General features: G+C 69.0%; 22 protein-coding genes. 9 read left to right on the forward strand and 13 right to left on the reverse strand.

Translation table 11 applies throughout. The features are described from left to right. The 4 genes from GGQ63_RS09820 to GGQ63_RS09835 all read right to left on the reverse strand — a co-directional run bounded on the left by GGQ63_RS09820 (position 1) and on the right by GGQ63_RS09835 (position 4,172). Positions 1-882: a carbohydrate ABC transporter permease gene (locus GGQ63_RS09820; RefSeq protein ID WP_183855170.1), complete on the reverse strand. Its 882-nt coding sequence runs from the start codon at positions 880-882 to the stop codon at positions 1-3. Next, entirely contained in the window at positions 882-1,829 is a 948-nt protein-coding gene (locus GGQ63_RS09825) for a carbohydrate ABC transporter permease (RefSeq protein ID WP_343061122.1), read from the reverse strand. Before GGQ63_RS09825 ends, GGQ63_RS09820 begins: the two co-directional genes overlap by 1 nt. Next, the gene (locus GGQ63_RS09830; RefSeq protein WP_183855172.1) at positions 1,826-2,761 is read right to left on the reverse strand and encodes a sugar phosphate isomerase/epimerase family protein; all 936 of its coding nucleotides are present in this window, start codon (positions 2,759-2,761) and stop codon (positions 1,826-1,828) included. The genes GGQ63_RS09825 and GGQ63_RS09830 overlap by 4 nt, the downstream gene beginning before the upstream one ends. Positions 2,762-2,837: 76 nt before the next feature. Continuing rightward, on the reverse strand, positions 2,838-4,172 hold the full coding sequence (locus tag GGQ63_RS09835; RefSeq protein ID WP_183855174.1) for an ABC transporter substrate-binding protein: 1,335 nt from the start codon (positions 4,170-4,172) through the stop codon (positions 2,838-2,840). A gap of 272 nt (positions 4,173-4,444) precedes the next feature. On the opposite strand from GGQ63_RS09835, the gene GGQ63_RS09840 reads away from it, so the two are divergent. The 9 genes from GGQ63_RS09840 (at position 4,445) to GGQ63_RS09880 (ending at position 13,477) form a co-directional block, all read left to right on the forward strand. Then, complete coding sequence (locus tag GGQ63_RS09840) at positions 4,445-5,449, forward strand: BMP family lipoprotein (protein ID WP_183855176.1); 1,005 nt, start codon at positions 4,445-4,447, stop codon at positions 5,447-5,449. 78 nt (positions 5,450-5,527) lie between these two features. Beyond that, complete coding sequence (locus GGQ63_RS09845) at positions 5,528-7,063, forward strand: ATP-binding cassette domain-containing protein (RefSeq protein WP_183855178.1); 1,536 nt, start codon at positions 5,528-5,530, stop codon at positions 7,061-7,063. After that, a complete protein-coding gene (locus GGQ63_RS09850) occupies positions 7,060-8,100 on the forward strand; it encodes an ABC transporter permease (RefSeq protein ID WP_183855180.1) in 1,041 nt (346 codons plus the stop codon). Before GGQ63_RS09845 ends, GGQ63_RS09850 begins: the two co-directional genes overlap by 4 nt. Then, a complete protein-coding gene (locus GGQ63_RS09855; protein WP_183855182.1) occupies positions 8,088-9,059 on the forward strand; it encodes an ABC transporter permease in 972 nt (323 codons plus the stop codon). Before GGQ63_RS09850 ends, GGQ63_RS09855 begins: the two co-directional genes overlap by 13 nt. Before the next feature lie 26 nt (positions 9,060-9,085). Further along, on the forward strand, positions 9,086-10,099 hold the full coding sequence (locus GGQ63_RS09860) for a nucleoside hydrolase (protein WP_183855184.1): 1,014 nt from the start codon (positions 9,086-9,088) through the stop codon (positions 10,097-10,099). Positions 10,100-10,109: 10 nt separating this feature from the next. Beyond that, positions 10,110-11,042, forward strand: a complete 933-nt coding sequence (locus tag GGQ63_RS09865) for a nucleoside hydrolase (RefSeq protein WP_183855186.1) — start codon at positions 10,110-10,112, stop codon at positions 11,040-11,042. A gap of 11 nt (positions 11,043-11,053) precedes the next feature. Then, positions 11,054-11,698 carry a cysteine hydrolase family protein gene (locus GGQ63_RS09870; RefSeq protein WP_183855188.1) on the forward strand — a complete coding sequence of 215 codons (645 nt, stop codon included), beginning with the start codon at positions 11,054-11,056 and terminating at the stop codon, positions 11,696-11,698. After that, positions 11,695-12,258: a MarR family winged helix-turn-helix transcriptional regulator gene (locus GGQ63_RS09875; protein WP_343061123.1), complete on the forward strand. Its 564-nt coding sequence runs from the start codon at positions 11,695-11,697 to the stop codon at positions 12,256-12,258. Before GGQ63_RS09870 ends, GGQ63_RS09875 begins: the two co-directional genes overlap by 4 nt. A gap of 19 nt (positions 12,259-12,277) precedes the next feature. Continuing rightward, positions 12,278-13,477 (forward strand): amidohydrolase family protein, encoded by a 1,200-nt coding sequence (locus tag GGQ63_RS09880; protein WP_183855190.1) that lies wholly within the window; start codon positions 12,278-12,280, stop codon positions 13,475-13,477. A 7-nt stretch (positions 13,478-13,484) separates the two neighbouring features. Here the strand turns inward: GGQ63_RS09880 and phnN are convergent, their stop codons facing one another. The 9 genes from phnN to phnG are packed head-to-tail and all read right to left on the reverse strand — an operon-like array spanning position 13,485 to position 20,232. Beyond that, positions 13,485-14,051, reverse strand: a complete 567-nt coding sequence (gene phnN / locus GGQ63_RS09885) for a phosphonate metabolism protein/1,5-bisphosphokinase (PRPP-forming) PhnN (RefSeq protein ID WP_183855192.1) — start codon at positions 14,049-14,051, stop codon at positions 13,485-13,487. Continuing rightward, the gene (locus tag GGQ63_RS09890) at positions 14,048-15,220 is read right to left on the reverse strand and encodes an alpha-D-ribose 1-methylphosphonate 5-triphosphate diphosphatase (RefSeq protein ID WP_183855194.1); all 1,173 of its coding nucleotides are present in this window, start codon (positions 15,218-15,220) and stop codon (positions 14,048-14,050) included. The genes phnN and GGQ63_RS09890 overlap by 4 nt, the downstream gene beginning before the upstream one ends. Next, positions 15,217-15,939 carry a phosphonate C-P lyase system protein PhnL gene (gene phnL, locus GGQ63_RS09895; protein WP_183855196.1) on the reverse strand — a complete coding sequence of 241 codons (723 nt, stop codon included), beginning with the start codon at positions 15,937-15,939 and terminating at the stop codon, positions 15,217-15,219. Before phnL ends, GGQ63_RS09890 begins: the two co-directional genes overlap by 4 nt. Continuing rightward, positions 15,936-16,712 carry a phosphonate C-P lyase system protein PhnK gene (gene phnK, locus GGQ63_RS09900; RefSeq protein ID WP_183855198.1) on the reverse strand — a complete coding sequence of 259 codons (777 nt, stop codon included), beginning with the start codon at positions 16,710-16,712 and terminating at the stop codon, positions 15,936-15,938. Before phnK ends, phnL begins: the two co-directional genes overlap by 4 nt. Next, positions 16,709-17,179, reverse strand: a complete 471-nt coding sequence (locus GGQ63_RS09905) for a GNAT family N-acetyltransferase (protein ID WP_183855200.1) — start codon at positions 17,177-17,179, stop codon at positions 16,709-16,711. The genes phnK and GGQ63_RS09905 overlap by 4 nt, the downstream gene beginning before the upstream one ends. Beyond that, positions 17,172-18,074 carry an alpha-D-ribose 1-methylphosphonate 5-phosphate C-P-lyase PhnJ gene (locus GGQ63_RS09910; protein ID WP_183855202.1) on the reverse strand — a complete coding sequence of 301 codons (903 nt, stop codon included), beginning with the start codon at positions 18,072-18,074 and terminating at the stop codon, positions 17,172-17,174. The genes GGQ63_RS09905 and GGQ63_RS09910 overlap by 8 nt, the downstream gene beginning before the upstream one ends. Further along, positions 18,071-19,177, reverse strand: a complete 1,107-nt coding sequence (locus GGQ63_RS09915; protein WP_183855204.1) for a carbon-phosphorus lyase complex subunit — start codon at positions 19,175-19,177, stop codon at positions 18,071-18,073. The genes GGQ63_RS09910 and GGQ63_RS09915 overlap by 4 nt, the downstream gene beginning before the upstream one ends. 3 nt (positions 19,178-19,180) lie before the next feature. Further along, a complete protein-coding gene (phnH, locus tag GGQ63_RS09920) occupies positions 19,181-19,777 on the reverse strand; it encodes a phosphonate C-P lyase system protein PhnH (RefSeq protein WP_183855206.1) in 597 nt (198 codons plus the stop codon). Beyond that, a complete protein-coding gene (phnG, locus tag GGQ63_RS09925) occupies positions 19,774-20,232 on the reverse strand; it encodes a phosphonate C-P lyase system protein PhnG (protein WP_343061124.1) in 459 nt (152 codons plus the stop codon). Before phnG ends, phnH begins: the two co-directional genes overlap by 4 nt. Positions 20,233-20,312: the final 80 nt, after the last annotated feature.

Consider the following 20,312-nt stretch of genomic DNA (forward strand, 5'->3'; position numbering starts at 1 on the left):
TCAACCCTTCACCGCGCCGGCGGTCAGGCCGGCGATGAACTGCCGCTGCATCAGCACGAAGACGACGATCACCGGCAGGGTCGTGATCGTCAGTGCCGCGAAATACTGGTTCCAGAGCGAGTCGTATTGCTGGAAGAAGGCGACCAGCCCGAGCGGGATGGTCTGCACCGAGGGCTCGCGCAGGAGCAGGAAGGCGAGGAAGAAGTCGTTCCAGATCTCGATGAAGCCGAAGATCACGATGAGCGCCACGCCGGGCCGGACGAGCGGCAGCATGATCCTTGTGAGGATCGTCAGCCGCGAGGCACCGTCGATGCGCGCCGCGTCCTCGAGGTCCATCGGCAGCGACAGGAAGAAGCTCCGCAGGATGAAGACCGACAGCGGCAGCGAGGTCGCGGCATAGATGAAGGCGACGCCGACCCGGCTGTTGATGATGCCGAGATCGCGGGCGACCATGAAGAGCGGGATCGCCATCACCTGCGGGGGGACCAGCATCGCCGCGACGGTCACCGCGACGACGAGCCCGCGGCCGCGGAAGCGGAGCCGGGACACGGCATAGGCGCAGGGCGTCGCCGCCGCGACGAGGACGGCGAGGGCGAGCGCGGTGACCATCGCGCTGTTGGCGACGCGGCTTCCCATGCCGGCGATCCGCCACGCGTCTGCATAATTCGACAGGACGAAGGAGGCCGGCGGCCCCCAGACGTTGTTGATCAGGTCCTGTTTCGACTTCAGCGAGCCGGAGAGCACCCAGAGCAAGGGATAGAGGGTCTGGACGACGACGACGGTGAGGGCGAGATAGACGCCGGCGAGACCGGCGAGCCGGCGCGGGCGGAGCAGGGTGGCGGGATCGATCCGGGCGGGGACATCGTCTCGGGATGCGGCCATCAGACGTCGAGCCTCCGGCTCCGCATCAGGGCGAGCAGCGCGACGCTCAGCAGGCCGACGATCAGGAAGAGCAGATAGCCCATCGCGGCCGCGTAGCCCATCTGGCCGTTGCCGAAAGCGCGCGTCATCATGTCGGTGAGCACCACTTCCGTGGCGTGGTTCGGGCCGCCCTTGGTGAGCACATAGACGATGTCGAAATTGCGCACGAAGGCGCCGGAAAAGGCGAGCAGCGTGTTGATGAAGACGACGGGGGTGAGAAGCGGCAGGGTGACGTGCCAAAGCCGCCCGAGCGGGCCGGCGCCGTCCATGGTGGCGCTCTCATAGAGCTCGGCCGGGATGGTCCTGAGCCCGGCGAGATAGATCACGGCGTGGAAGCCGAGCCACTTCCAGACATCGACGGCGATCACCGAATAGAGCGCGATGTCGGCGTCGCCGAGCCAGGACATCTTGAGCGCCGACAATCCGAAGAGATCGAGCGCGGCGTTCAAGAGGCCGAAGACCGGATTGTAGATCCACGACCAGAGCAGGCCCACCGCGACGAAGGACATGGTGACGGGGATGAAGGCGGCCGCCCGGAAGAAGGCGCGCCCGAACACCGCCTTGTCGAGCAGCAGGGCGACGGCGAGGCCGAGCACGTTCTTCAGCACGACGACCGCGACGACGAAGATCACATTGTTCTCGAGCGCGCCGAGGAAGACGCGATCCTTGAGGAGCCGCAGATAGTTGGCGGCACCGGCGAACCGGGGCGGCGAGAAGCCGTCCCAGTGGTGGAGGCTGAGCCAGAAGCCCTGCACGAAGGGCCAGGCGAAGAACAGCGCGAAGAGGACGGCGGCCGGCGCGATCATCACCGCCGCCGCCGTTCCGTCGCGGGCGGCGAGACGGCGCAGCGCGCCGCCCCGCACGAAATGGCGGCCGCCGGCCGGAACGCCCTGCGGCCGCGGGCTCACGCCGAGGCCTCCGCCGCCGGGGTGAGCGCGAGGCCGAGCGTGTCGCGGACATAGGCGATGCTCTCGATCGCACTCGCTTCGGCGGTCTTCTCCGACATGTCGAGTTCGATGATGGCGAGCCCGTCATACTCGGCATCGAGCAGCACATCGACCAGCGCCGGCAGATCGACGACGCCGGCGCCGAGTTCGCAGAACGCCTTGTAGCGGTCGAAACCGACGAGGGCGGGGTCGACCCGGGTATCCTTGAGGTGCATGTAGCGCACCGCCGAGACATAGGTCTTCAGCGCGTCGACCGGGTCCGAATTGGTGTGGGCGAGATGGGCCGGATCGATGCACAGGCCGGCGACGCGGGTGTCGAGCTCGTCCATCATCCGGTCGAGCTGGTCGCGCCGCTCGACGAAGGTGTCGAGATGCGGGTGGTAGACCGTCTCGATGCCGAGATCCCTGGTCCGGCGGCCGATGTCTTCGAGCGCGCGGCAGAAGGTCTTGTAGTCTTCCGCCGTGTGCGGACCGGCGACGCGCTCCGACGGGCCGCCGCCGAGAACGAGCACCGGCGCGCCGAAGCCCTTCAGCAGCCGGGCGAGGCTGACGAGCACGTCGCGTTCATAGGGCCAGGCGACCGGATTGGTGAAGATTGCGTTGCAGTAGAGCGAGGAGAGCCGGATCCCGACCTCCGACTGCGCCTCCGAGAGGATCGCATAGCGCCGCAGGATGTCGGTGTCGGTCGTTACGCCCATCGGCGCCTGATCGCCGATCTGCATGTATTTGCGGGCATACTGGTCCGACAGGCTGGTGAAGGCGAGGATCTCGAACCAGCCGAAACCCTGGCCGGCCAGGAAGTCGAGCGCCGGGCGGAGCGGCAGGCCGGCGAGATCCCAGCTGTTCAGGTGATAGCCGATCGAAAAACGCTGCCGTGCGGCGCGCGAGGTCATGGTCCGTCTCCGGGACGTGCGGGGGATGATCGGTGGGACCCGGCCCGATGTGGTGCCGGGTCCCGCGAGGCCTCGGCTACTTCGGCGGCCACTGGCCCTGGGCGACCAGATCGTCATAGACGGACTGGAGGGAGGCGGCGGCCTCTTCCGGGGTGGTCGTGCCGCCGACGATGCCGGCGATCGCCGAGGAGGTCGCCACCGCGATCTCGGACGGCCAGATCCAGTCGAGGAACTTGACCGTGTTCGGGAAGGCGTCGGCGCGCAGATCCTTGGCGTAACCCTCCTCGACCTGCGGCACGCCGGCGATCGAAGCGGCGATCGGCTGTTCGGGCGCGAGATAGAGCGTCGCCACTTCCGGCCGGGTGAGGTATTCGACGAAGCGCATCGCCGCGTCGACCTTTTCCGGCGGGATCGACGAGGACAGGCAGATACCGTTGTCGGCGCCGCCGCCGTGCTTCGGCGCACCCGGCGTTCCGGCCATCTTGGGGAACGCGAAGACGCCCCACTTGAAGTCCTTCACGCTGGTCTGCAGCGAGGGGATCTCCCATGTGCCGCCGTAATACATCGCGCTCTTGCCGGTCGCGAAGGCGGACCGCATGCCGTCCATGTCGACGGCGAGCGAATCCTTCGACAGCACGCCGTCGTCGACCCATTTCTTGATCAGCGCGAACGCTTCGACGTCCGGCGCGTCGGTGAACTTGGTCGTGCCGGCGAGATTGCTCTGGGTCTTGCCGATCGGGTCGCCCGAGGCCTGGGAGAAGGTCTCGAAATACCACATCGGCCACATCGGGGCGTTCGCACCCTGGTGCAGCAGCGGAATGACGCCGGCCGCCTGGAACTTCGGCACGGCGGCGACCAGATCTTCGTAGGTCTTCGGCAATGCGATGCCGAGCTTCTCGAACATGTCGATGTTGTAGAAGATCGTCGAGGTCGACAGCGTCGAGATCGGCACGCCGTAGACTTCGCCGGAGATCGTGAAGGCGCCGAGCGCGGCGGCGTCGATCCGGTCCTTGAAGGCGCCGAGCTTGTCGGTGATCGGCATCAAGAGGTTGCGGCGGACATAGGTGCCGTTGGTGTGGAAAGCCGAGCAGGCGACGAGGTCGATCTCCTGGCCGCCGAGGCGCGCGGTCATCAGCCGCTGGACACCCTCGCCCTGCGGGCCCTGGGCGTCCCAGTCGACGGCGGCGACGTCCGGATTGGCCTTCAGGAAGCCGTCGATGACGGCCGTCTGGATGGCCTTCTGCTCGTCCGGCGCCTGGCGTGGCGCCAGCTGGTCGAGCGACGAGCCGCCGAACACCTCGAGGGTGATCCCTTCGGCGGCGCCGGAACTCGCCCCGGCGAAGAATACGAGGCCGGCCAGGCACGACGCGATCCGGAGGCGCGCCGTCAGCCTTTCCCTTGTCATGAGCATGCGGATTCCCCTGTCTGGAAGTTGACGGGACGTCGCCGTCCCGGACCAGATCGTTGATGGTCATACAATCGAAAGCGCGGCGCGGGCCGCTTGTCAATCGGATTGGCATGCCTCGGACTTGAGCAGCGCAACGCGGCGAACGGCCGTTGACAGGTTCGGCGATCGCGATCAAACTTGTTTGACCATCAACGATCTCGGCGCGGCGACATCGCCGACAAGCACGCGGCGGCGATGGTCGCGAGGGTCATTTCTTCAACGCAGGGTGGGTCATCATGTCCGCTTGGACTCGTCGTTTCGCAGCGCTTTGCGGCGCATCGCTGATGATGCTCGGCAGCGCCGCCGCGCAGGACAAGGTTTCGGTCGCCGCCATCTCCGGCTATTTCGCGCAAGGGTTCGGCGTCTCGATCGTCAACGGCCTCAACAAGGCGAAGGACGATTTCGGCATCGATCTCAAGCTGATCGATACCGGCAATCGCGCGCTCGACTATGAGGAACAGTTCGCCAATGCCGCGAAGGATGGTCAGTACGACCTGATCTTCGTGATGGGCTGGGAGCTCGCCGACGCGCTGCAGAAGGCGGCCGCCGCCTATCCGAACCAGCGCTTCGTCTTCATCGACGGCGTGCTCGACAGCGACAAGATCATCTACGCGAACTTCTCCGAGGAACAGGGCTCCTATCTCGCCGGCACGCTCGCCGGGCTGATGGCCGAGAAGGGCAGCGCGATCGCCAAGATGGGCGACGGCAAGGCGATCGGCTTCGTCGGCGGCCGCGACATCCCGGTGATCCGCAACTTCCTGAAGGGCTATGAGGCGGGCTCCAAGGATGCGGCGCCCGACGTGCGCGTCGACGCCGTCTTCGCCGGCACCTTCGACGATCCGGCGAAGGGCAGCGAGCTGACGCTCGCCCTCTACGAGCAGGGCGCCGACGTGGTCTTCAACGTCGCCGGCCCGACCGGCGAGGGCGTCATGCAGGCGAGCGCGGCGGCCGACAAATATTCGATCGGCGTCGACATCGACATGTGCGCCACGGCGCCCGGCAATGTGGTCGCCTCGATGCTGAAGCGCGGCGACGTCGCCGTCTATACGCTCGTCAAGGAAGAGGTCGAGGGCAAGAAGGTGACGCCGGGCGTGCGCACCTTCGATCTCGCCTCGGGCGGCGTCGAGCTGAAGATGTGCGACGACGTGGCGGCGAACATCCCGGCCGAGATCAAGGACAAGGTCGAGGCGGCCCGCAAGGCCGTGATCGACGGCACGGTCAAGATCGGCGAAGCTCAGTAAGAGCCGCCGATCCACCGGGCGGCGCCCTCCCTCCCGGGGCGCCGCCTGTTCCTTCTGTCGCCAGAGCCGGGTCTCTCCGTGGACTATGCCGTCGAGCTGAAGCGGATCACCAAGCGCTTCGGATCCTTCACCGCGAACGAGTCGGTCGACCTCGCCGTCCGCCCGGGCGAGATCCATGCCGTCGTCGGCGAGAACGGCGCCGGCAAGACGACGCTGATGAACGTGCTGTTCGGGCTGCTGCAGCCGGACGAGGGCGAGATCCTGATCGACGGCAAGCCGACCGTGCTGCCCGGGCCGACCGCGGCGATCGCCGCCGGGATCGGCATGGTGCACCAGCACTTCAAGCTCGTGCCCTCGCTCACCGTCGCCGAGAACGTGTTCCTCGGCATGGAGATCACCAAGGGCGGTCTGATCGATCATCGCGCACAGCGCGCGAGGACGGCCGAACTGTCGCGCACCTTCGGCCTCAAGGTCGATCCGGGCGAGCGCGTCGGCCTCCTCTCGGTCGGCATCGAGCAGCGGATCGAGATCCTGAAGGTGCTCGCCCGCGGGGCGCGCATCATCATCCTCGACGAGCCGACCGCGGTGCTGACGCCGCAGGAGAGCCGCGAACTGTTCGAGACGCTGCGCGGCTTCGTCGCCAAGGGCATGACGGTGATCTTCATCTCGCATCATCTCGAGGAGGTGATGGAGGTGTCGGATACCGTCACCGTGCTGCGGCTCGGCAAGAAGATCGCCACCCGTCCGACCGCCGACCTCACCAAGGCCGAACTGGTCCAGATGATGGTCGGCCGCGCGGTCAGCTTCGACCGTCGGCCGCGCGAGAAATCCGCCGGCGCTCCGGTGCTCGCCGTCGAGCGGCTCTGGGCGCGCGACGAGCGTGGCCTGCCGGCGGTCCGCGACGTCTCCTTCGAAGTGCGGGCCGGCGAGGTCGTCGGCATCGCCGGCGTCGCCGGCAATGGCCAGACCGAACTCGCCGAGGTGCTCGCCGGCCTGCGGCCCGAAAGCCACGGCCGCTTCCGCCTCGGCGACGTCGATCTGACCGGCCGCAGCCCCGCCGCGATCCGCGCCGCCGGCCTCGCCCATGTGCCCGGCGACCGCATGGTGCGCGGCGTCGACCGGCACGCATCGGTCGCCGCCAATATTCTCATGACGCGTCAGGACCGGGCGCCCTGGTCGCGCCGCGGCCTGATCGACTGGAGCTATGTCCGGCATCGGGCCGAAGAGCTGATCGGGCGGTTCGACATCCGCACCCAGGGGCCGGACGCGCCGGTGAAGAGCCTGTCGGGCGGAAACATCCAGAAGGTCGTCGTGGCGCGCGAATTCTCCGGCGATGCCCGCTTCCTGCTCGTCGACCAGCCGACCCGCGGCGTCGACATCGGGGCGCAGGAAGCGATCCACGACGAGATCATGCGCCAGCGCGCCGAGGGCAGGGCGATCCTCCTGATCTCGGTGCAGCTCGACGAGCTGATCGCGCTCGCCGACCGGATCCTCGTGATGTTCAACGGCCGCATCATGGGCGCGCTCGACGCCGAAGGGGTGAGCGAGGACGCGCTCGGCCTCCTGATGGCCGGCATCGCGCCCGAAGCCGTTTCGAGGGAGGCCGCGGCATGAGCGACCCCGTGCGGGCCGTCCTCGGCCAGGTTCTCGCGGTGGCGATCGCCATCGCGCTCGGCGCCCTCGTCATCCTGGCGGTCGGCGAAAGCCCGGTCCGCGTCTTCCGCGTGCTCTTCCTCGGCGCCTTCGGCGACGCCACCAAGATCGCCGGCACGCTCCTGCAGACGACGCCGATCCTCGTCTGCGGCATCGCCGCCTGCATCTCGCTGCGCGCCGGCCTCTTCAACATCGGCGTCGAAGGCCAGCTCTTCATGGGCGGCTTCGCGGCCGCGTGGATCGGCTTCGGCTTCTCGCTGCCGCCGGTCTTCCACGTCCTCCTCGGCCTTGCCGTCGCCGCGCTCGCCGGCCTCGCCTGGATCGCCATCCCGGCCTTCTTCCGCGCCCGCTACGGCGCCAATGAGGTGGTCTCGACCATCCTGTCGAACTATGTGGCGGTGCTCCTGACCTCCTATCTCACCATCTTCCTGTTCAAGCGGCCGGGCGGCTGGTCGGAGACGCCGCCGATCCATGAGAGCGCCTATCTGCCGGCGATCTTCGATTTCTCGCGGCTCAACTGGGGCATCGTGATCGGCCTCGCGCTCGCCGTCGGCGTCTGGTTCTATTTCCGCGCCACGCCGCGCGGCTACGCGATCACGACGATGGGGTCGAACCCGAAATTCGCCGAATATGGCGGCATCGACATCCGCCGCCAGGGCTTCGCCGTCCTGCTCGTCTCCGGCGCGGTCGGCGGGCTCGCCGGCGGCATCGAGGCGCTCGGCGTGCACCGGCGCTTCATGGAGGGCTTCGCGCCCGGCTTCGGCTTCGACGGCGTCATCGCGGCGCTGCTCGCCAATGGCCATCCGCTCGGCACCATCGTCACGGCGCTGTTCTTCGGCGCGCTCCGGAACGGCTCGCTGCTGCTCGAGGTCGACACCAACGCCTCGCGCGAGATCATCACCGTCATCCAGGCCCTCATCATCCTCGCCGTCTCGGCGCAGATCCTGATGCGCCGCAGGGCCGACAGCACGGCCGGGGAGCGGCGATGGAAGTTCTAGAGAAACTGTTCAATGTCGCCCTCGTCGTCGCGACGATCCGCACCACGGCGCCGATCCTGCTCGTCGCGCTCGGCGGCTCGTTCACCACCAGGGCCGGCATCTTCAATATCGGCCTCGAGGGCCAGATGCTGGTCGGCGCCTTCTTCGCGGTGATCGGCTCGATCTGGACGGGCTCGGCGCTTATCGGCGTCGCCTGCGGCGTCGCCGCTGCGCTCGTCTTCGCGCTCGTCTTCGCCCTTCTCGTCGTCACCTTCCGGGCGAACGAGGTGGTGGTGGGGCTCGCCCTCAACATCCTCGCCGGCGGCATGACGATCTCGCTCATGAAGGCGATCTTCGGCACGCGCGGCTCGATCGTCGGCCACGGCATCGTCGGCCTGCCGAAGCTCACCGTGCCGGGCGCCCGCGACCTGCTCGGCTCCTATGCCCCGCTCGTCTCGGGCTTCACCCCGCTCGTCTATGTCGCCTTCCTGCTGGTGCCGCTGCTCGTCCTCTTCTATCGGCGCACCCGGCTCGGGCTCCATATCGGCGTCGTCGGCGAGAAGCCGGATGCCGCGGAGGCGCAGGGCCTCTCCGTGACGCGCATCCGCTACACCGCCTCGCTGCTCTGCGGGCTGCTCGCCGGCCTCGCGGGGGCGCACATGTCGCTCGGCTACATCACCATGTTCACCGAGAACATGTCGTCCGGCCGCGGCTTCATGGCGGTGGCGATCCTGATCTTCTCGAACGGCGACCCGGTGCGGCTGCTCCTCGGCTGCCTGCTGTTCGGCTTTGCCGATGCGCTGTCGCTGCGGCTGCAGACCTTCGGTTTCCCGTCCTATCTCGTCCTCACCGTGCCTTACGTCGTCGCGCTCGTCGCGCTCTTCCTGCTCGCCTGGAAGACGCGGCCGAAGCTGGTCCGCGAGACGGCGGATTCGATGAGGCGCCTCCTCTCCATCCGCCCGGCGAGCCCCGAGCGGTGAGCCGACGATCCCCGGAAAGACCCCGCATGGAACGCATCATCCTCGACGTGGACTCGGCCGGCGACGACATCCTCGCCGTGCTCTTCGCCGCCGCCTCGCCGCAAATCCGGCTCGAGGGCGTGACCACCTGCACCGGCGCCGCCGGCCCGATCGAACAGGTAACCGACGTCGTCCTCAATACGCTCGCGCTCGCGAACCGGCGCGACATTCCCGTCGCGATGGGCGCCTGGCGGCCGATCGTCGGCAATTCGAAGGCCGACATGCAGGCGCCGGTCGACGTCGAGAAGAACCTCGTCGCCCGCTTCGGCGACAGGCTGAAGAAGTTCAACCAGAAGGCGCCGCCGCCCGACCATGCGGCGATCGACAAGCACGCCGTCGATTTCATCATCGAGACGGTGCTCGCCAATCCGGGCGAGATCACCCTCGTCGCGACCGGGCCGCTCACCAATCTCGCCATGGCCTTCCTGCAGGAGCCGAAGCTCGCCGAGGCGGTGAAGCGCTTGATGCTGCTCGGCGGCTGCTTCACGACGCCCGGCAACATGACGCCGGCCTCCGAATACAACATCTGGGCGGACCCCGAGGCGGCGCGCATCGTGCTCACCCAGGAGGTCGAGAAGATCCTGGTGCCGCTCGACGTCTGCGAGGACAATCGCGCCGCGACCGGCATGATGACCCGTGACGACATCTCGGACATGCTGTTCGAGGCGCGCGACAATCCCGTCGTCGGCATGATCGCCGACACCTTCCCGATCTATATCGACATCTGGCGCGACTTCTTCGATCTGGTCGGCTTCCCGATGGACGACGTGATCACGGTGGCGCTCGCCTTCCAGCCGGACCTCTGCACCTATTCCGAGCCGCTCTATTGCGAAGTGGCGCTCGAGGGCTGGCTGACGCGCGGCCAGACGGTCGCCTGGCGCGGCCGGCAGATTCTCAAGGGCGGCGGGGCGAAGACGACGCGGATCGCCGAAACGATCGACGGCAAGCGCTTCCTCAATCTCTTCAAGGCCGCGATGGCCCGCTACGAGCGCGCGGCGTGAGGACGGACCGATGACAGACGCGACCCGCATCCTCTACGACTGCGATCCCGGCCACGACGACGCGATCGCCCTCGTCATGGCGCACCGCTCGCCCGCCGTCGAGATGATCGGCGTGACGACGACCTGCGGCAATGCCGAGATCGAGAAGACGACCTCGAACGCGCTGCGCATCCTCGAATTCATCGGTGCCGGCGACGTGCCGGTGGCCGAGGGTTGCCACCGTCCGCTCGCCCGGCCGCTGGTGCTCGGCACGGCCGACGGCCCGAGCGGTCTCGAGGGTTCGCCCTATCTGCCGCAGGCGACGATCACCACGGTCGGCCGGCACGCCGTCGACTTCCTCGCCGACGCGCTCGCGGCGGAAGCCGGGCCGATCACCATCGTCGCGACGGGTCCGCTCTCCAATCTCGGCCTCCTGATCCTCAAGCACCGCGCCGTGCTGCCGAAGATCAAGGAGATCATCTGGATGGGCGGCGTCTTCTATCGCAAGAGCGAGATCATCACGCCGACCGAGTTCAACGCCTTCTGCGATCCGGAAGCGCTGAAGATCGTGCTCGACAGCGGGGTGAAGCTGAAGATGGTCGGGCTCGACGTGACCATGCAGGTGCTCGTCGAGGAGCCGCAATACGCCGAGTTCCGCAAGATCGATACGCAGCTCGGCAAGGTGGTGGTCGACTGGCTGCTCTTCTACGAGAAGCTCCACCGCAACAGCATGGGCGTCGGCGGCGCGTTGCACGATCCGCTCGCGCTCGCCCTCGTCATCGATCCGACGCTCGTCCGCTTCCGCCCGGCCCATATCGGTGTCGACCTGCGCGGCAGCTACACCTTCGGCGCCACGGTCGCCGATTTCTGGAACGAGCGGGGCGAGGCGCCGAACGCCGAAATCGCCTATGAGGTCGATGCCGACCGCTTCTTCGATCTGCTCTATGCGCTGCTCAGGGACTGAAAGGAAAGGCCATGTCGATCGACGTCTTCTCAGCCCATCGCCATGTCGAGCGCATCGCGCTCGACCCGGCCCGGACGGCGGTCATCGTCGTCGACATGATCAACGAGTTCTGCAAGCCGGGCGGCAAGATGGTGCTGCCGGGCTATGAGGTGTTGGTCGAGCCGCAATTGCGGGTCATCGAGGCGGCGCGCGCCGCCGGGGCACCGGTGATCTGGGTGCACGACAGCCACCGCAAGGGCATGCGGCGCGAGCGCGAATTCCTGAAGCGGACCCCGCACGGCGAGGAAGGGAGCTGGGCCACCGAGATCATCGACGATCTCGGCGCGCGGCCCGACGAGATCCATGTGATCAAGCACCGCTATTCGTCCTTCTTCCAGACCGATCTCGATCTGGTTCTGAAGGACATGCAGTGCGACCAGCTCGTGGTATTCGGCGTCGTGACGAACATCTGCGTCCGCTCGACGGTGCACGATGCCTTCTTCAACGGCTATGAGGTGGTGGTGCCGCGCGATTGCTGCGCCGCGACCGGGCCGCGCGAGCAGGAGAGCACGCTCTACGACATCGCCACCCATTTCGGGATCGTCGCGGACTCGCGGGCGGTCGCCGCCGCGCTGGCCGGCGGCGCCGCGATCGAGAACGAAGACATCGCGGCGTGAGCGAGGGCAGGGCGGGCATGGCGGAGCGGCGCGGCAGGAAGCGGAAGGAGGCGGTTCCAGGGGCGGACGTGTCGGACGGACCGTTGTCGCCGGAGGACATCGCCCGGCTCTATGCCGCGACCGGCTACGACCTGCCGAGCCACCCCGCCCACCTGATCCGCCGGGCGCATCAGCGCGCCACCCAGCGCTTCCAGGAGCTGATGGGGCGGCACGGGCTGACGCCGACCCAGATGGCCGCGCTCGCCACGGTGCTGCGCTATGGCGAGGTGTCGCAGAATCAGCTCGGCCGGCTCACCGCGATGGATCCGTCGACGATCTCGATCGTCGTGCGCAAGCTCCTGAAGCTCGGGCTCGTCGTCGGCGTCGCCTCCGAGACCGACCAGCGCCTGTCGCTCATCCGCATGACGCCGAAGGGCGTGCGCACCACGCTGCCGCTGCTCGACCAGAGCGCCGAAGTCGGCCGCCGCGTGCTGTCCCCGCTCACGGCCGAGGAGCAGGAGATCTTTCTCTCGCTGCTCAAGCGCGTCGCCGCCGGCGACGAGACCGCGGCCGACGAATAACCCGAGAAGCGAGACGAGAATGGCCCACGACAGCCCGCTGAAGCCCGAAGGACCGAGCAAGCTCGTCATCCGCAATGTCGGCCTGATGCTCTCCGGCGCGCTCGAGGCGCCGATCCTCGATGCGGATGCGCTCGTCGCCGAGAACGGCCGCATCACGGCGATCGGCCGGCTGAAGGACCTCGACACCGAAGGCGCGACGACCGTGATCGACGCGCACGGCAGCGCGCTCGCCCCCGGTCTCATCGACAGCCACGTCCACCCGGTCGCCGGCGACTGGACGCCGCGGCAGAACCAGATCGGCTGGATCGATTCCTGCCTGCACGGCGGCGTGACGACGATGATCTCGGCCGGCGAGGTGCACACGCCCGGCCGGCCGCGCGACATTATCGGCCTCAAGGCGCTCGCCATCTCGGCCCAGCGCCAGTTCTCGGCCTACCGGCCATCGGGCGTGAAGGTCCATGCCGGTGCGCCGATCGTCGAGCACGGCATGGTGGAGGAGGATTTCCGGGAACTCGCCGCCGCCGGCGTCACGCTCCTCGGCGAGGTCGGCCTCGGCTCCGTCAAGGATGGTGAGACGGCGAAGCAGATGGTTGCCTGGGCCAGGAAATACGGCATCCAGTCGACCATCCATACCGGCGGGCCGTCGATCCCGGGCTCCGGCCTGATCGGCGCCGATGTCGTGCTCGCCGCCGATACCGATGTCGTCGGCCACATCAATGGCGGCCACACGGCGCTGCCCGACAGCGAGATCCGCTGCATCTGCGAGGGCTGCAGCCGCGGCCTCGAGATCGTCCACAACGGCAATGAGCGGGCGGCGCTCTTCGCGCTGCGCACCGCGCGGGAACTGGGCCAGCTCGAGCGGGTCATCCTCGGTACCGACGCGCCGGCGGGCTCCGGCGTGCAGCCGCTCGGCATCATCCGTACCGTCGCCTTCCTCGCGGCGCTCGGCGAGGTGTCGGCCGAGATCGCGCTCTGCTTCGCGACCGGCAATACGGCGCGGATGCGCGATCTCGACGTGGGTTTGATCGAAGCCGGCAAGTCGGCCGATTTCGTCTTCCTCGACAAGGCGCAGCATTCCGCCGGGCGGGATCTGCTCGAGAGCATCCGGCTCGGCGACATTCCGGGCATCGGCATGACGGTGATCGACGGCCGGGTGACGAGCGGACGCAGCCGCAATACGCCGCCGGCCGAGCGGGTGCCGGAGGTGGTCGCCGGCTGAGCCGGCCTCAGCCGAGGGCGCGCAGGAACGCGATCAGCCTTTCGGCGCCCGCTTCCGGACGGCCGACATTCTCGATCGTGAGGTCCGGCGGCTCGGTCGGCACGGTGCGGGCGAGCCGTTCGCCGACCGGCCCGTCCTCGGGCCGGCCGCGCGCCGCGATACGAGCGGCGAGCACATCGGCCGGCGCGGTGACGAGCACGGCGCACACCCGCTCGAAGCGGGCGCGGGCGAGCGGCACGACGGCGCGCGACAGATTGCAGACGACCACCCCGCCCGCACCGAGCGCCGTCTCGACGCTTCCGGGCAGCGCATAGCCGAGCCCGTGCGCCCGCCAGTGGAGCGGGAAGCGGCCGTCCGCCGCGGCAAGCTCGAAAGCCTCCGGCGTCAGCGTGTCGTGGTCTTCCGCCCCGCTCGAGGGGCGGGTGACGATGCGGCGCGGGAAGACGAAGCGCGGCTCGCCGGCGAGGCCGCGGCGGGCGAGCTCGATCAGCGTGTCCTTGCCGGCGCCGCTCGGACCGACCACGGCGACGAAGGCGCCGGTTCCGACCTGCGCCGGGGAAACCCGCTCGTTCATGCGACGACGCGCCCTTCGCGCCAGACCTGCCGCACCACCGGCACGCCGGCCGAGAGGTGCACCCGGACGAGATCGGCGCGCTTAGCCGGCGCGAGCGTGCCGCGGTCGGTGAGGCCGACGGCTTCGGCCGGCGTCGCCGTGACGGTGCGGATCGCAGCGGCGAGGTCGAGGGAGGGCACGCGGACGGGCAGCTCGAACGCCGCCATCATCAGGCTCGCCGGCACATAGTCCGAGGACAGGATGTCGAGCAGGCCCTCGCGGGCGAGCGCTTCGGCCGCGATGTTGCCGTTGTGTGAGCCGCCGCGCACCAGATTCGGCGCTCCCATCATCACCTTGATGCCGGCGGCGTGCGACGCGCGCGCCGCCTCGATAGTCACCGGGAATTCGGCGATCGAGACGCCGTCGGCGGCCGATTCGGCGACCTGATCGAGCGTCGCGTCGTCATGGCTCGCGAGCGCGATGCCCGCCTCGCGGGCTTGAGCGACGAGCGCGCGCCGGTGCGGCGCGGCATGGGTCAGATGGTCCTGCCGGCGCCGTGCCAGATATTCGTCGAGGCCGTGATCGCCGAACTCCGCCCGGCGTTTCGAATGCCGCTTCCAGACCTCGACATCGCGATATTGTCGCTCGCCCGGGGTGTGATCCATCAGCGAGGCCATGTGAACGGGAAACCGTTCGCGGAAGGCCGCGAGCTGAGCGAGCATGTCCCCGGCCGGGAGTTCGCAGCGCAGATGCGTCCTGTGCTCGGCGCGCAGGAAGCCGGCGGTGCGCGCCACCTCGATCGCGGCGGCGAGCGTGCGGACCTGGACGCCGACCGCGGCGGAATCGCTCTCCGCCCCCACACGCAGCGAATCGAACACGGTGGTGATCCCCGAAGCGGCGATCTGCGCGTCATAGGCGAGCACCGCGCCGAGCGCGTGCCATTGCACCTTCGGGCGCGGCACGTAATGCGTCTCGAGATGATCCGTGTGCAGTTCGACGAGGCCGGGGATCAGGAAGTCGCCGCCGAGGTCGCGGCCGGCTTCCGGCGGCCGGCCTTCGCCGATCTCGGCGATGCGGCCGTCCTCGATGGCGAGCCAGCCGTCCTCGATCACCCGGTCGGCGAGAACGAGGCGGGCATGGGCGAGCACGGTCGCCTCGGGCGATGGCGCTTGGGCGAGGGCGGCGCTCATGCGGCGATCCTGTCGAGCGGGGTGATGTCGAGAATGCGGGTGGCGACGGCGTCGCGGACGTCGGCGTCGTGGAAGATGCCGACCATAGTCACGCCGGCGCGCTTCTTTTCTTCGATCAGCCGGACGACGATGTCGCGATTGGCAGCATCGAGCGAGGCGGTCGGCTCGTCGAGCAGCAGGATCGGCCGGTCGGCGACGAGACCGCGGGCGATGTTGACGCGCTGCTGCTCGCCGCCGGAGAAGGTGGCGGGCGGCAGCGACCACAGCCGTTCCGGCACATTGAGGAGCGCAAGATGGCGGGCGGCGGTGTCGCGCGCCTCGGCACGGTCGCCCTCCGCCGCCGCAGCGACGATGTCGAGCGCCGAGACGCGCGGGATGACGCGCAGGAACTGGCTCACATAGCCGAGCGTGCGCGCCCGCAGCCCGAGCACGGTGCGCGGGTCGGCGGCCGCGACGTCGACCATTGCGCCCTCATGGGCGACCAGGATGCGGCCGCGATCGGCGCGGTAATTGCCATAGATCATCTTCAGGATCGACGACTTGCCGGCGCCGGAGGGGCCGCCGAGCACGATGCAGTCGCCGGGCTGGGCGGCGAAGGAGATTCCCGCCACCGCGTCGATGCGGGTGCCGCCGCGCAGATGCAGCGTGAAGCTCTTGCCGAGATTCTCGAGGACGAGGCTTTGGGTCGCCGGACGCGGGGTGATGAGGCTCTTGGTCATGCGGCGAGCACCGAGGAGACGAGGAGCTGGGTATAGGCGTCGGCCGGATCGTCGAGCACCTGGTCGGTCAGGCCCGCCTCGACGACACGGCCGTCCTTCATCACCATGATACGGTGCGACAGGAGGCGGGCGACGGCGAGATCGTGCGTGACGATCACGACGGCGAGGCCGAGATCGGCGACGAGGCCGCGGATGAGATCGAGCAGGCGCGCCTGAACCGAGACGTCGAGGCCCGAGGTCGGCTCGTCCATGAAGACGAGGCGCGGATGGGTGACGAGGTTGCGGGCGATCTGCAGCCGCTGCCGCATGCCGCCCGAAAACGTCTTCGGCGTGTCGTCGATGCGGCCGCCGTCGATCTCGACCCTGCCGAGCCAATCGGCCGCCGTGCCGCGGATGCGGCCGTAATGGCGGCCGCCGAGCGCCATCAGCCGCTCGCCGACATTGGCGCCGGCCGAGACGCCCATGCGCAGCCCGTCCCGCGCGTCCTGGCGGACGAAGCCCCAGTCGGTGCGGGCGAGCAACCGCCGCTCCGGCTCGGAAAGCCGGGCGAGATCGCGCACCGCGCCGTCGCGCAGCCGATAGAGCACCGTGCCGCGGGTCGGCTCGATCTCGTTGGCGAGCAGCTTCAGGAGCGTCGACTTGCCGGAGCCCGATTCGCCGACGATCGCCAGCACCTCGCCCTCGAAGAGGTCGAAGGAGACGTCGGTGCAGCCGATCCGGCTGCCATAATGCCGGGTGAGGCCCTTCGCCTCGATCAGCGGGGTGTCGGTCATGCCGCGACCTCCTTGTCGAAGGGGGGATCGAGCCGGAAGCTGTAGCCATAGCGCTCGAAGCCGAGGCCCTCGTAGAACCCGTGCGCCCTCGTCGCGCGGAGACCGGAAGACAGCGCCACCTTGTAGCAGCCCTTCTGCTCCGCGATGCGGAAGGCGGCGCGCATCATCGCGCGTCCGACGCCTCGCCCCTGGTGTGCCGTGGAGACCACGACGCTCTCGACGAGCCCGGCTGGCGTCCCCCAGTGAGCGATGTTGTCGAGGACGAGCAGGCAGAAGGTGCCGACGACCGTGCCCTCCGCCTCGGCGACATAGAGGCCGTAATCGGGATAGGCGGCGAAGCGGGCGAGGATCGCCTCGGCCTCCTCGAGCGAAACGACGCGGCCGTCGTTGAAGTCCGGCTGCGCATAGAGCGCGAGCACGGCGGGCAGGTCGGCCTTGCGGGCGAGACGGACGGCGAGATCAGCCATGCGATGCCTCCCCGGCGATCTCGGCCGGCGCCGTGCCGAGCATCGCGCCGCGATGGCCGGCGGCGCGCCGCGTCTCGCAGAAATCGGTGTCGGAGCAGACCATCATCCGGCCGCCGCGATCGTCGAGCACGACCTCGTCGAGATAGACACCCTCCGCGGCGCAGAGCGCGCAAGGGTCCTTGAAGGTCTGGATGCGGAAGGGATGGTCCTCGAAATCGAGGCTCTTCACGGGGGTATAGGGGGGCACGGCATAGATGCGCTGCTCGCGGCCGGCGCCGAAGAGCTGCAGGGCCGCCGACATGTGCATCTTCGGATTGTCGAATTTCGGCGTCGGCGAGGGGTCCATCACATAACGGCCGGCGACCTCCACAGGATAGGCATAGGTGGTCGCGACATGGCCGTGGCGGGCGATGTCCTCATAGAGCTTGACGTGCATCAGCCCGTATTCGGCGAGCGCGTGCAGCGTGCGGGTCTCGGTCTCGCGCGGCTCGAGGAAGCGGAGCGGCTCGGGGATCGGCACCTGATAGACGAGCACCTGCCCGGCGCCGAGCGGCTCCTCCGGGATGCGGTGGCGGGTCTGGACGATGGTCGCCTCGGCCGTATGGGTCGTCGTCGCGACGCCGGCGGTCTTCTTGAAGAACTTGCGGATCGAGACCGCATTGGTGGTGTCGTCGGAACCCTGGTCGATGACCTTGAGCACGTCGTCCGGGCCGAGGATCGAGGCCGTCACCTGCACGCCGCCGGTGCCCCAGCCATAGGGCATCGGCATCTCGCGGCTGGCGAAGGGCACCTGATAGCCGGGAATGGCGATCGCCTTCAGGATCGCCCGGCGGATCATGCGCTTCGTCTGCTCGTCGAGATAGGCGAAGTTGTAGCCATCCTGCACGGGGGTCATTCGGCGGCCTCCTCATAGTGGGGCCGGCCATCGGCTTCGCGCGCGGCGTGTTCGGCGCGCAGCCGGCGGACGAGCTCGAGTTCGGCCTGGAAGTCGACATAGTGCGGCAGCTTCAGATGCTCGACGAAGCCGGTCGCCTGGACATTGTCGGAATGGCTCAAGACGAACTCCTCGTCCTGCGCCGGGGCGACGACGTCCTCGCCGAATTCGCGCGCCCTGAGCGCCCGGTCGACCAGCGCCATCGACATCGCCTTCCGCTCGCTCTGGCCGAAAACGAGCCCGTAGCCGCGGGTGAATTGCGGCGGCCGCTCGGCCGAGCCGGCGAACTGGTTGACCATCTGGCACTCGGTCACCTCGATCGTGCCGAGCGGCACCGGGAAGCCGAGCTCCTCCGGCACGAAGTCGAGCTCGACCGCGCCGAAGCGCACCTCGCCGACGAAGGGATGGGTGCGGCCGAAGCCGCGCTGCGTCGAATAGCCGAGGCCGAGCAGGAATCCTTCGTCGCCGCGGGCGAGATTCTGCAGACGGATGTCGCGCTCGGCCGGGAAGGAGAGCGGCTCGCGCGTCAGATCGGCCGGCGGCCGGTCGTCCGCCGTCTCGCGCTCGATCAGGTCTTCCTCGCCGAGCAGGTCGGTAACACGCGGCATGGCGCCGTCCGCCTCCGGCTCGGCCTCCGCGGGCGGGGGCGGCGCGAAGCCGGCGGCGAGCGCGAAATCGATCAGGCGGTGCGTGTAGTCGAAGGTCGGCCCGAGCACCTGGCCGCCCGGCAGGTCCTTGAAGGTCGCCGAGACGCGGCGCTCGACCGCCATCGCGCCCGTGTCGACCGGCTCGCAGGCGCCGAAGCGGGGCAGGGTGGTGCGGAAGGCGCGGACGAGAAAAATCGCTTCGATCAGATCGCCCCGTGCCTGCTTGATGGCGAGCGCGGCGAGGCTGCGGTCGTAGAGCGAGCCTTCGGCCATGACGCGGGCGACGGCGAGGGCGAGCTGCCCGTCGATCTGCGCGACGTCGAGATCGGGCAGAGCGGGGTCGCCGCGGCGCTTCGCGGCGAGCAGGCGGTGCGCATTGTCGATCGCCTGCTCGCCGCCCTTGACGGCCACATACATCGCTCAGGCTCCTTCGATCCGGCGTGCGCTCCGCGGCAGCGCCGCGAGGCGGCCGGGGGCGAGGAGAACGAGATCGACGCCGCGCGGGAAGAGCGCATGGTTCGAATCGAGCTCGGCGGCGAAGGCGCGCGGCAGGGGTGCCGCATCGAGCCCGGCCACGCCGTCGATGCCGGGGCCGCGGAAGCGCAAGGCCGAGCCGGCGTCGAGCGTCGCGAGCGCCAGAACGACGGTGGTCGAGCGGTCGGGATAGGCGTCGAGCCCTTGCGCGAAGCGGTCGAGATAAGGGCAGGCGAGCGGATTCGAAACGAGCGCGAAGGCCGCCTCGTCCGGCCTCCCGACGATCTTCGCGCCGGTGTGGAAGCGCAGATAGTCGGCGATCGCCGGAACGGCGGCGAGCGGCGGATCGAGCCAGATCGGCGCGTCGGGGTCGGCGAGCGAGAGCGCGATCGCGGCGAGCTCGGGCGAGAGCGGCGGCGGCGGGGTGACCGCGGCCGCGAAGGGATGCACGGTTGCCGGCCGGCTCATCGCCGTCATCAGGACGCGGAAGGCGGCCTGCGCCTCGCGTGCCGGTTCCGCGAAACCGCGGGTGAGGGGGCTCATGTGTCCTCTCCGCGCTGGAGGGTGAAGAAATTGACGCGCGTCGCGGCGGTGCGCCGGCGCGCAACGTCCCGCTCCGCCTCGATCCGGTTACGGATGGGGGCGAGCGCGGCACTGACGGCGGCGGGGCGAATCTGCGCCAGCGCGTCCAGAAGTGCGGCCCGGCGCGCCTTGTCGCGATCGCGGCCGAGCTGATAGGCAAAGCCCGTCTCGCCGGTCGCGAGCCGCACGACGGCGCGGGTCACCGTCGCCTCGCCGAGATTGAAGGGGCGCCCATCGCCGCCCATGCGGCCGCGCACCATCACGAGGCCGGGCTCGGGCGCGCGCAGTTCCTCGTGCGCGGCAATCGGGCCGAGCCCGTCGAGCGCGGCGGCGAGTTCGGCGGCGGTCGCCCCGGCGCAGAGCGCCATGAGCGCACGGCGGGCTTCGATTTCAGGAGGGAGCGGGGTGTCGGTCACGGCGGTTTCGCTTTCCGATCGTCTTGTCTAGTGGTATAGACAAGCAGATGGAATTGTCCAATGACATTTCGATGAAGGAT

This window comes from Prosthecomicrobium pneumaticum (assembly GCF_014199915.1).
In the GTDB taxonomy this organism is placed as follows: Bacteria; Pseudomonadota; Alphaproteobacteria; order Rhizobiales; family Kaistiaceae; genus Prosthecomicrobium; species Prosthecomicrobium pneumaticum.

What these genes read in the sequence shown, in the direction of transcription:
- GGQ63_RS09820 (WP_183855170.1), bottom strand. Translation starts at nt 882, where the DNA reads ATGGCCGCATCCCGAGACGATGTCCCCGCCCGGATCGATCCCGCCACC.
- GGQ63_RS09830 (WP_183855172.1), bottom strand. Translation starts at nt 2,761, where the DNA reads ATGACCTCGCGCGCCGCACGGCAGCGTTTTTCGATCGGCTATCACCTG.
- GGQ63_RS09835 (WP_183855174.1), bottom strand. Translation starts at nt 4,172, where the DNA reads ATGCTCATGACAAGGGAAAGGCTGACGGCGCGCCTCCGGATCGCGTCG.
- GGQ63_RS09840 (WP_183855176.1), top strand. Translation starts at nt 4,445, where the DNA reads ATGTCCGCTTGGACTCGTCGTTTCGCAGCGCTTTGCGGCGCATCGCTG.
- GGQ63_RS09850 (WP_183855180.1), top strand. Translation starts at nt 7,060, where the DNA reads ATGAGCGACCCCGTGCGGGCCGTCCTCGGCCAGGTTCTCGCGGTGGCG.
- GGQ63_RS09855 (WP_183855182.1), top strand. Translation starts at nt 8,088, where the DNA reads ATGGAAGTTCTAGAGAAACTGTTCAATGTCGCCCTCGTCGTCGCGACG.
- GGQ63_RS09860 (WP_183855184.1), top strand. Translation starts at nt 9,086, where the DNA reads ATGGAACGCATCATCCTCGACGTGGACTCGGCCGGCGACGACATCCTC.
- GGQ63_RS09865 (WP_183855186.1), top strand. Translation starts at nt 10,110, where the DNA reads ATGACAGACGCGACCCGCATCCTCTACGACTGCGATCCCGGCCACGAC.
- GGQ63_RS09870 (WP_183855188.1), top strand. Translation starts at nt 11,054, where the DNA reads ATGTCGATCGACGTCTTCTCAGCCCATCGCCATGTCGAGCGCATCGCG.
- GGQ63_RS09880 (WP_183855190.1), top strand. Translation starts at nt 12,278, where the DNA reads ATGGCCCACGACAGCCCGCTGAAGCCCGAAGGACCGAGCAAGCTCGTC.
- phnN (WP_183855192.1), bottom strand. Translation starts at nt 14,051, where the DNA reads ATGAACGAGCGGGTTTCCCCGGCGCAGGTCGGAACCGGCGCCTTCGTC.
- GGQ63_RS09890 (WP_183855194.1), bottom strand. Translation starts at nt 15,220, where the DNA reads ATGAGCGCCGCCCTCGCCCAAGCGCCATCGCCCGAGGCGACCGTGCTC.
- phnL (WP_183855196.1), bottom strand. Translation starts at nt 15,939, where the DNA reads ATGACCAAGAGCCTCATCACCCCGCGTCCGGCGACCCAAAGCCTCGTC.
- phnK (WP_183855198.1), bottom strand. Translation starts at nt 16,712, where the DNA reads ATGACCGACACCCCGCTGATCGAGGCGAAGGGCCTCACCCGGCATTAT.
- GGQ63_RS09905 (WP_183855200.1), bottom strand. Translation starts at nt 17,179, where the DNA reads ATGGCTGATCTCGCCGTCCGTCTCGCCCGCAAGGCCGACCTGCCCGCC.
- GGQ63_RS09910 (WP_183855202.1), bottom strand. Translation starts at nt 18,074, where the DNA reads ATGACCCCCGTGCAGGATGGCTACAACTTCGCCTATCTCGACGAGCAG.
- GGQ63_RS09915 (WP_183855204.1), bottom strand. Translation starts at nt 19,177, where the DNA reads ATGTATGTGGCCGTCAAGGGCGGCGAGCAGGCGATCGACAATGCGCAC.
- phnH (WP_183855206.1), bottom strand. Translation starts at nt 19,777, where the DNA reads ATGAGCCCCCTCACCCGCGGTTTCGCGGAACCGGCACGCGAGGCGCAG.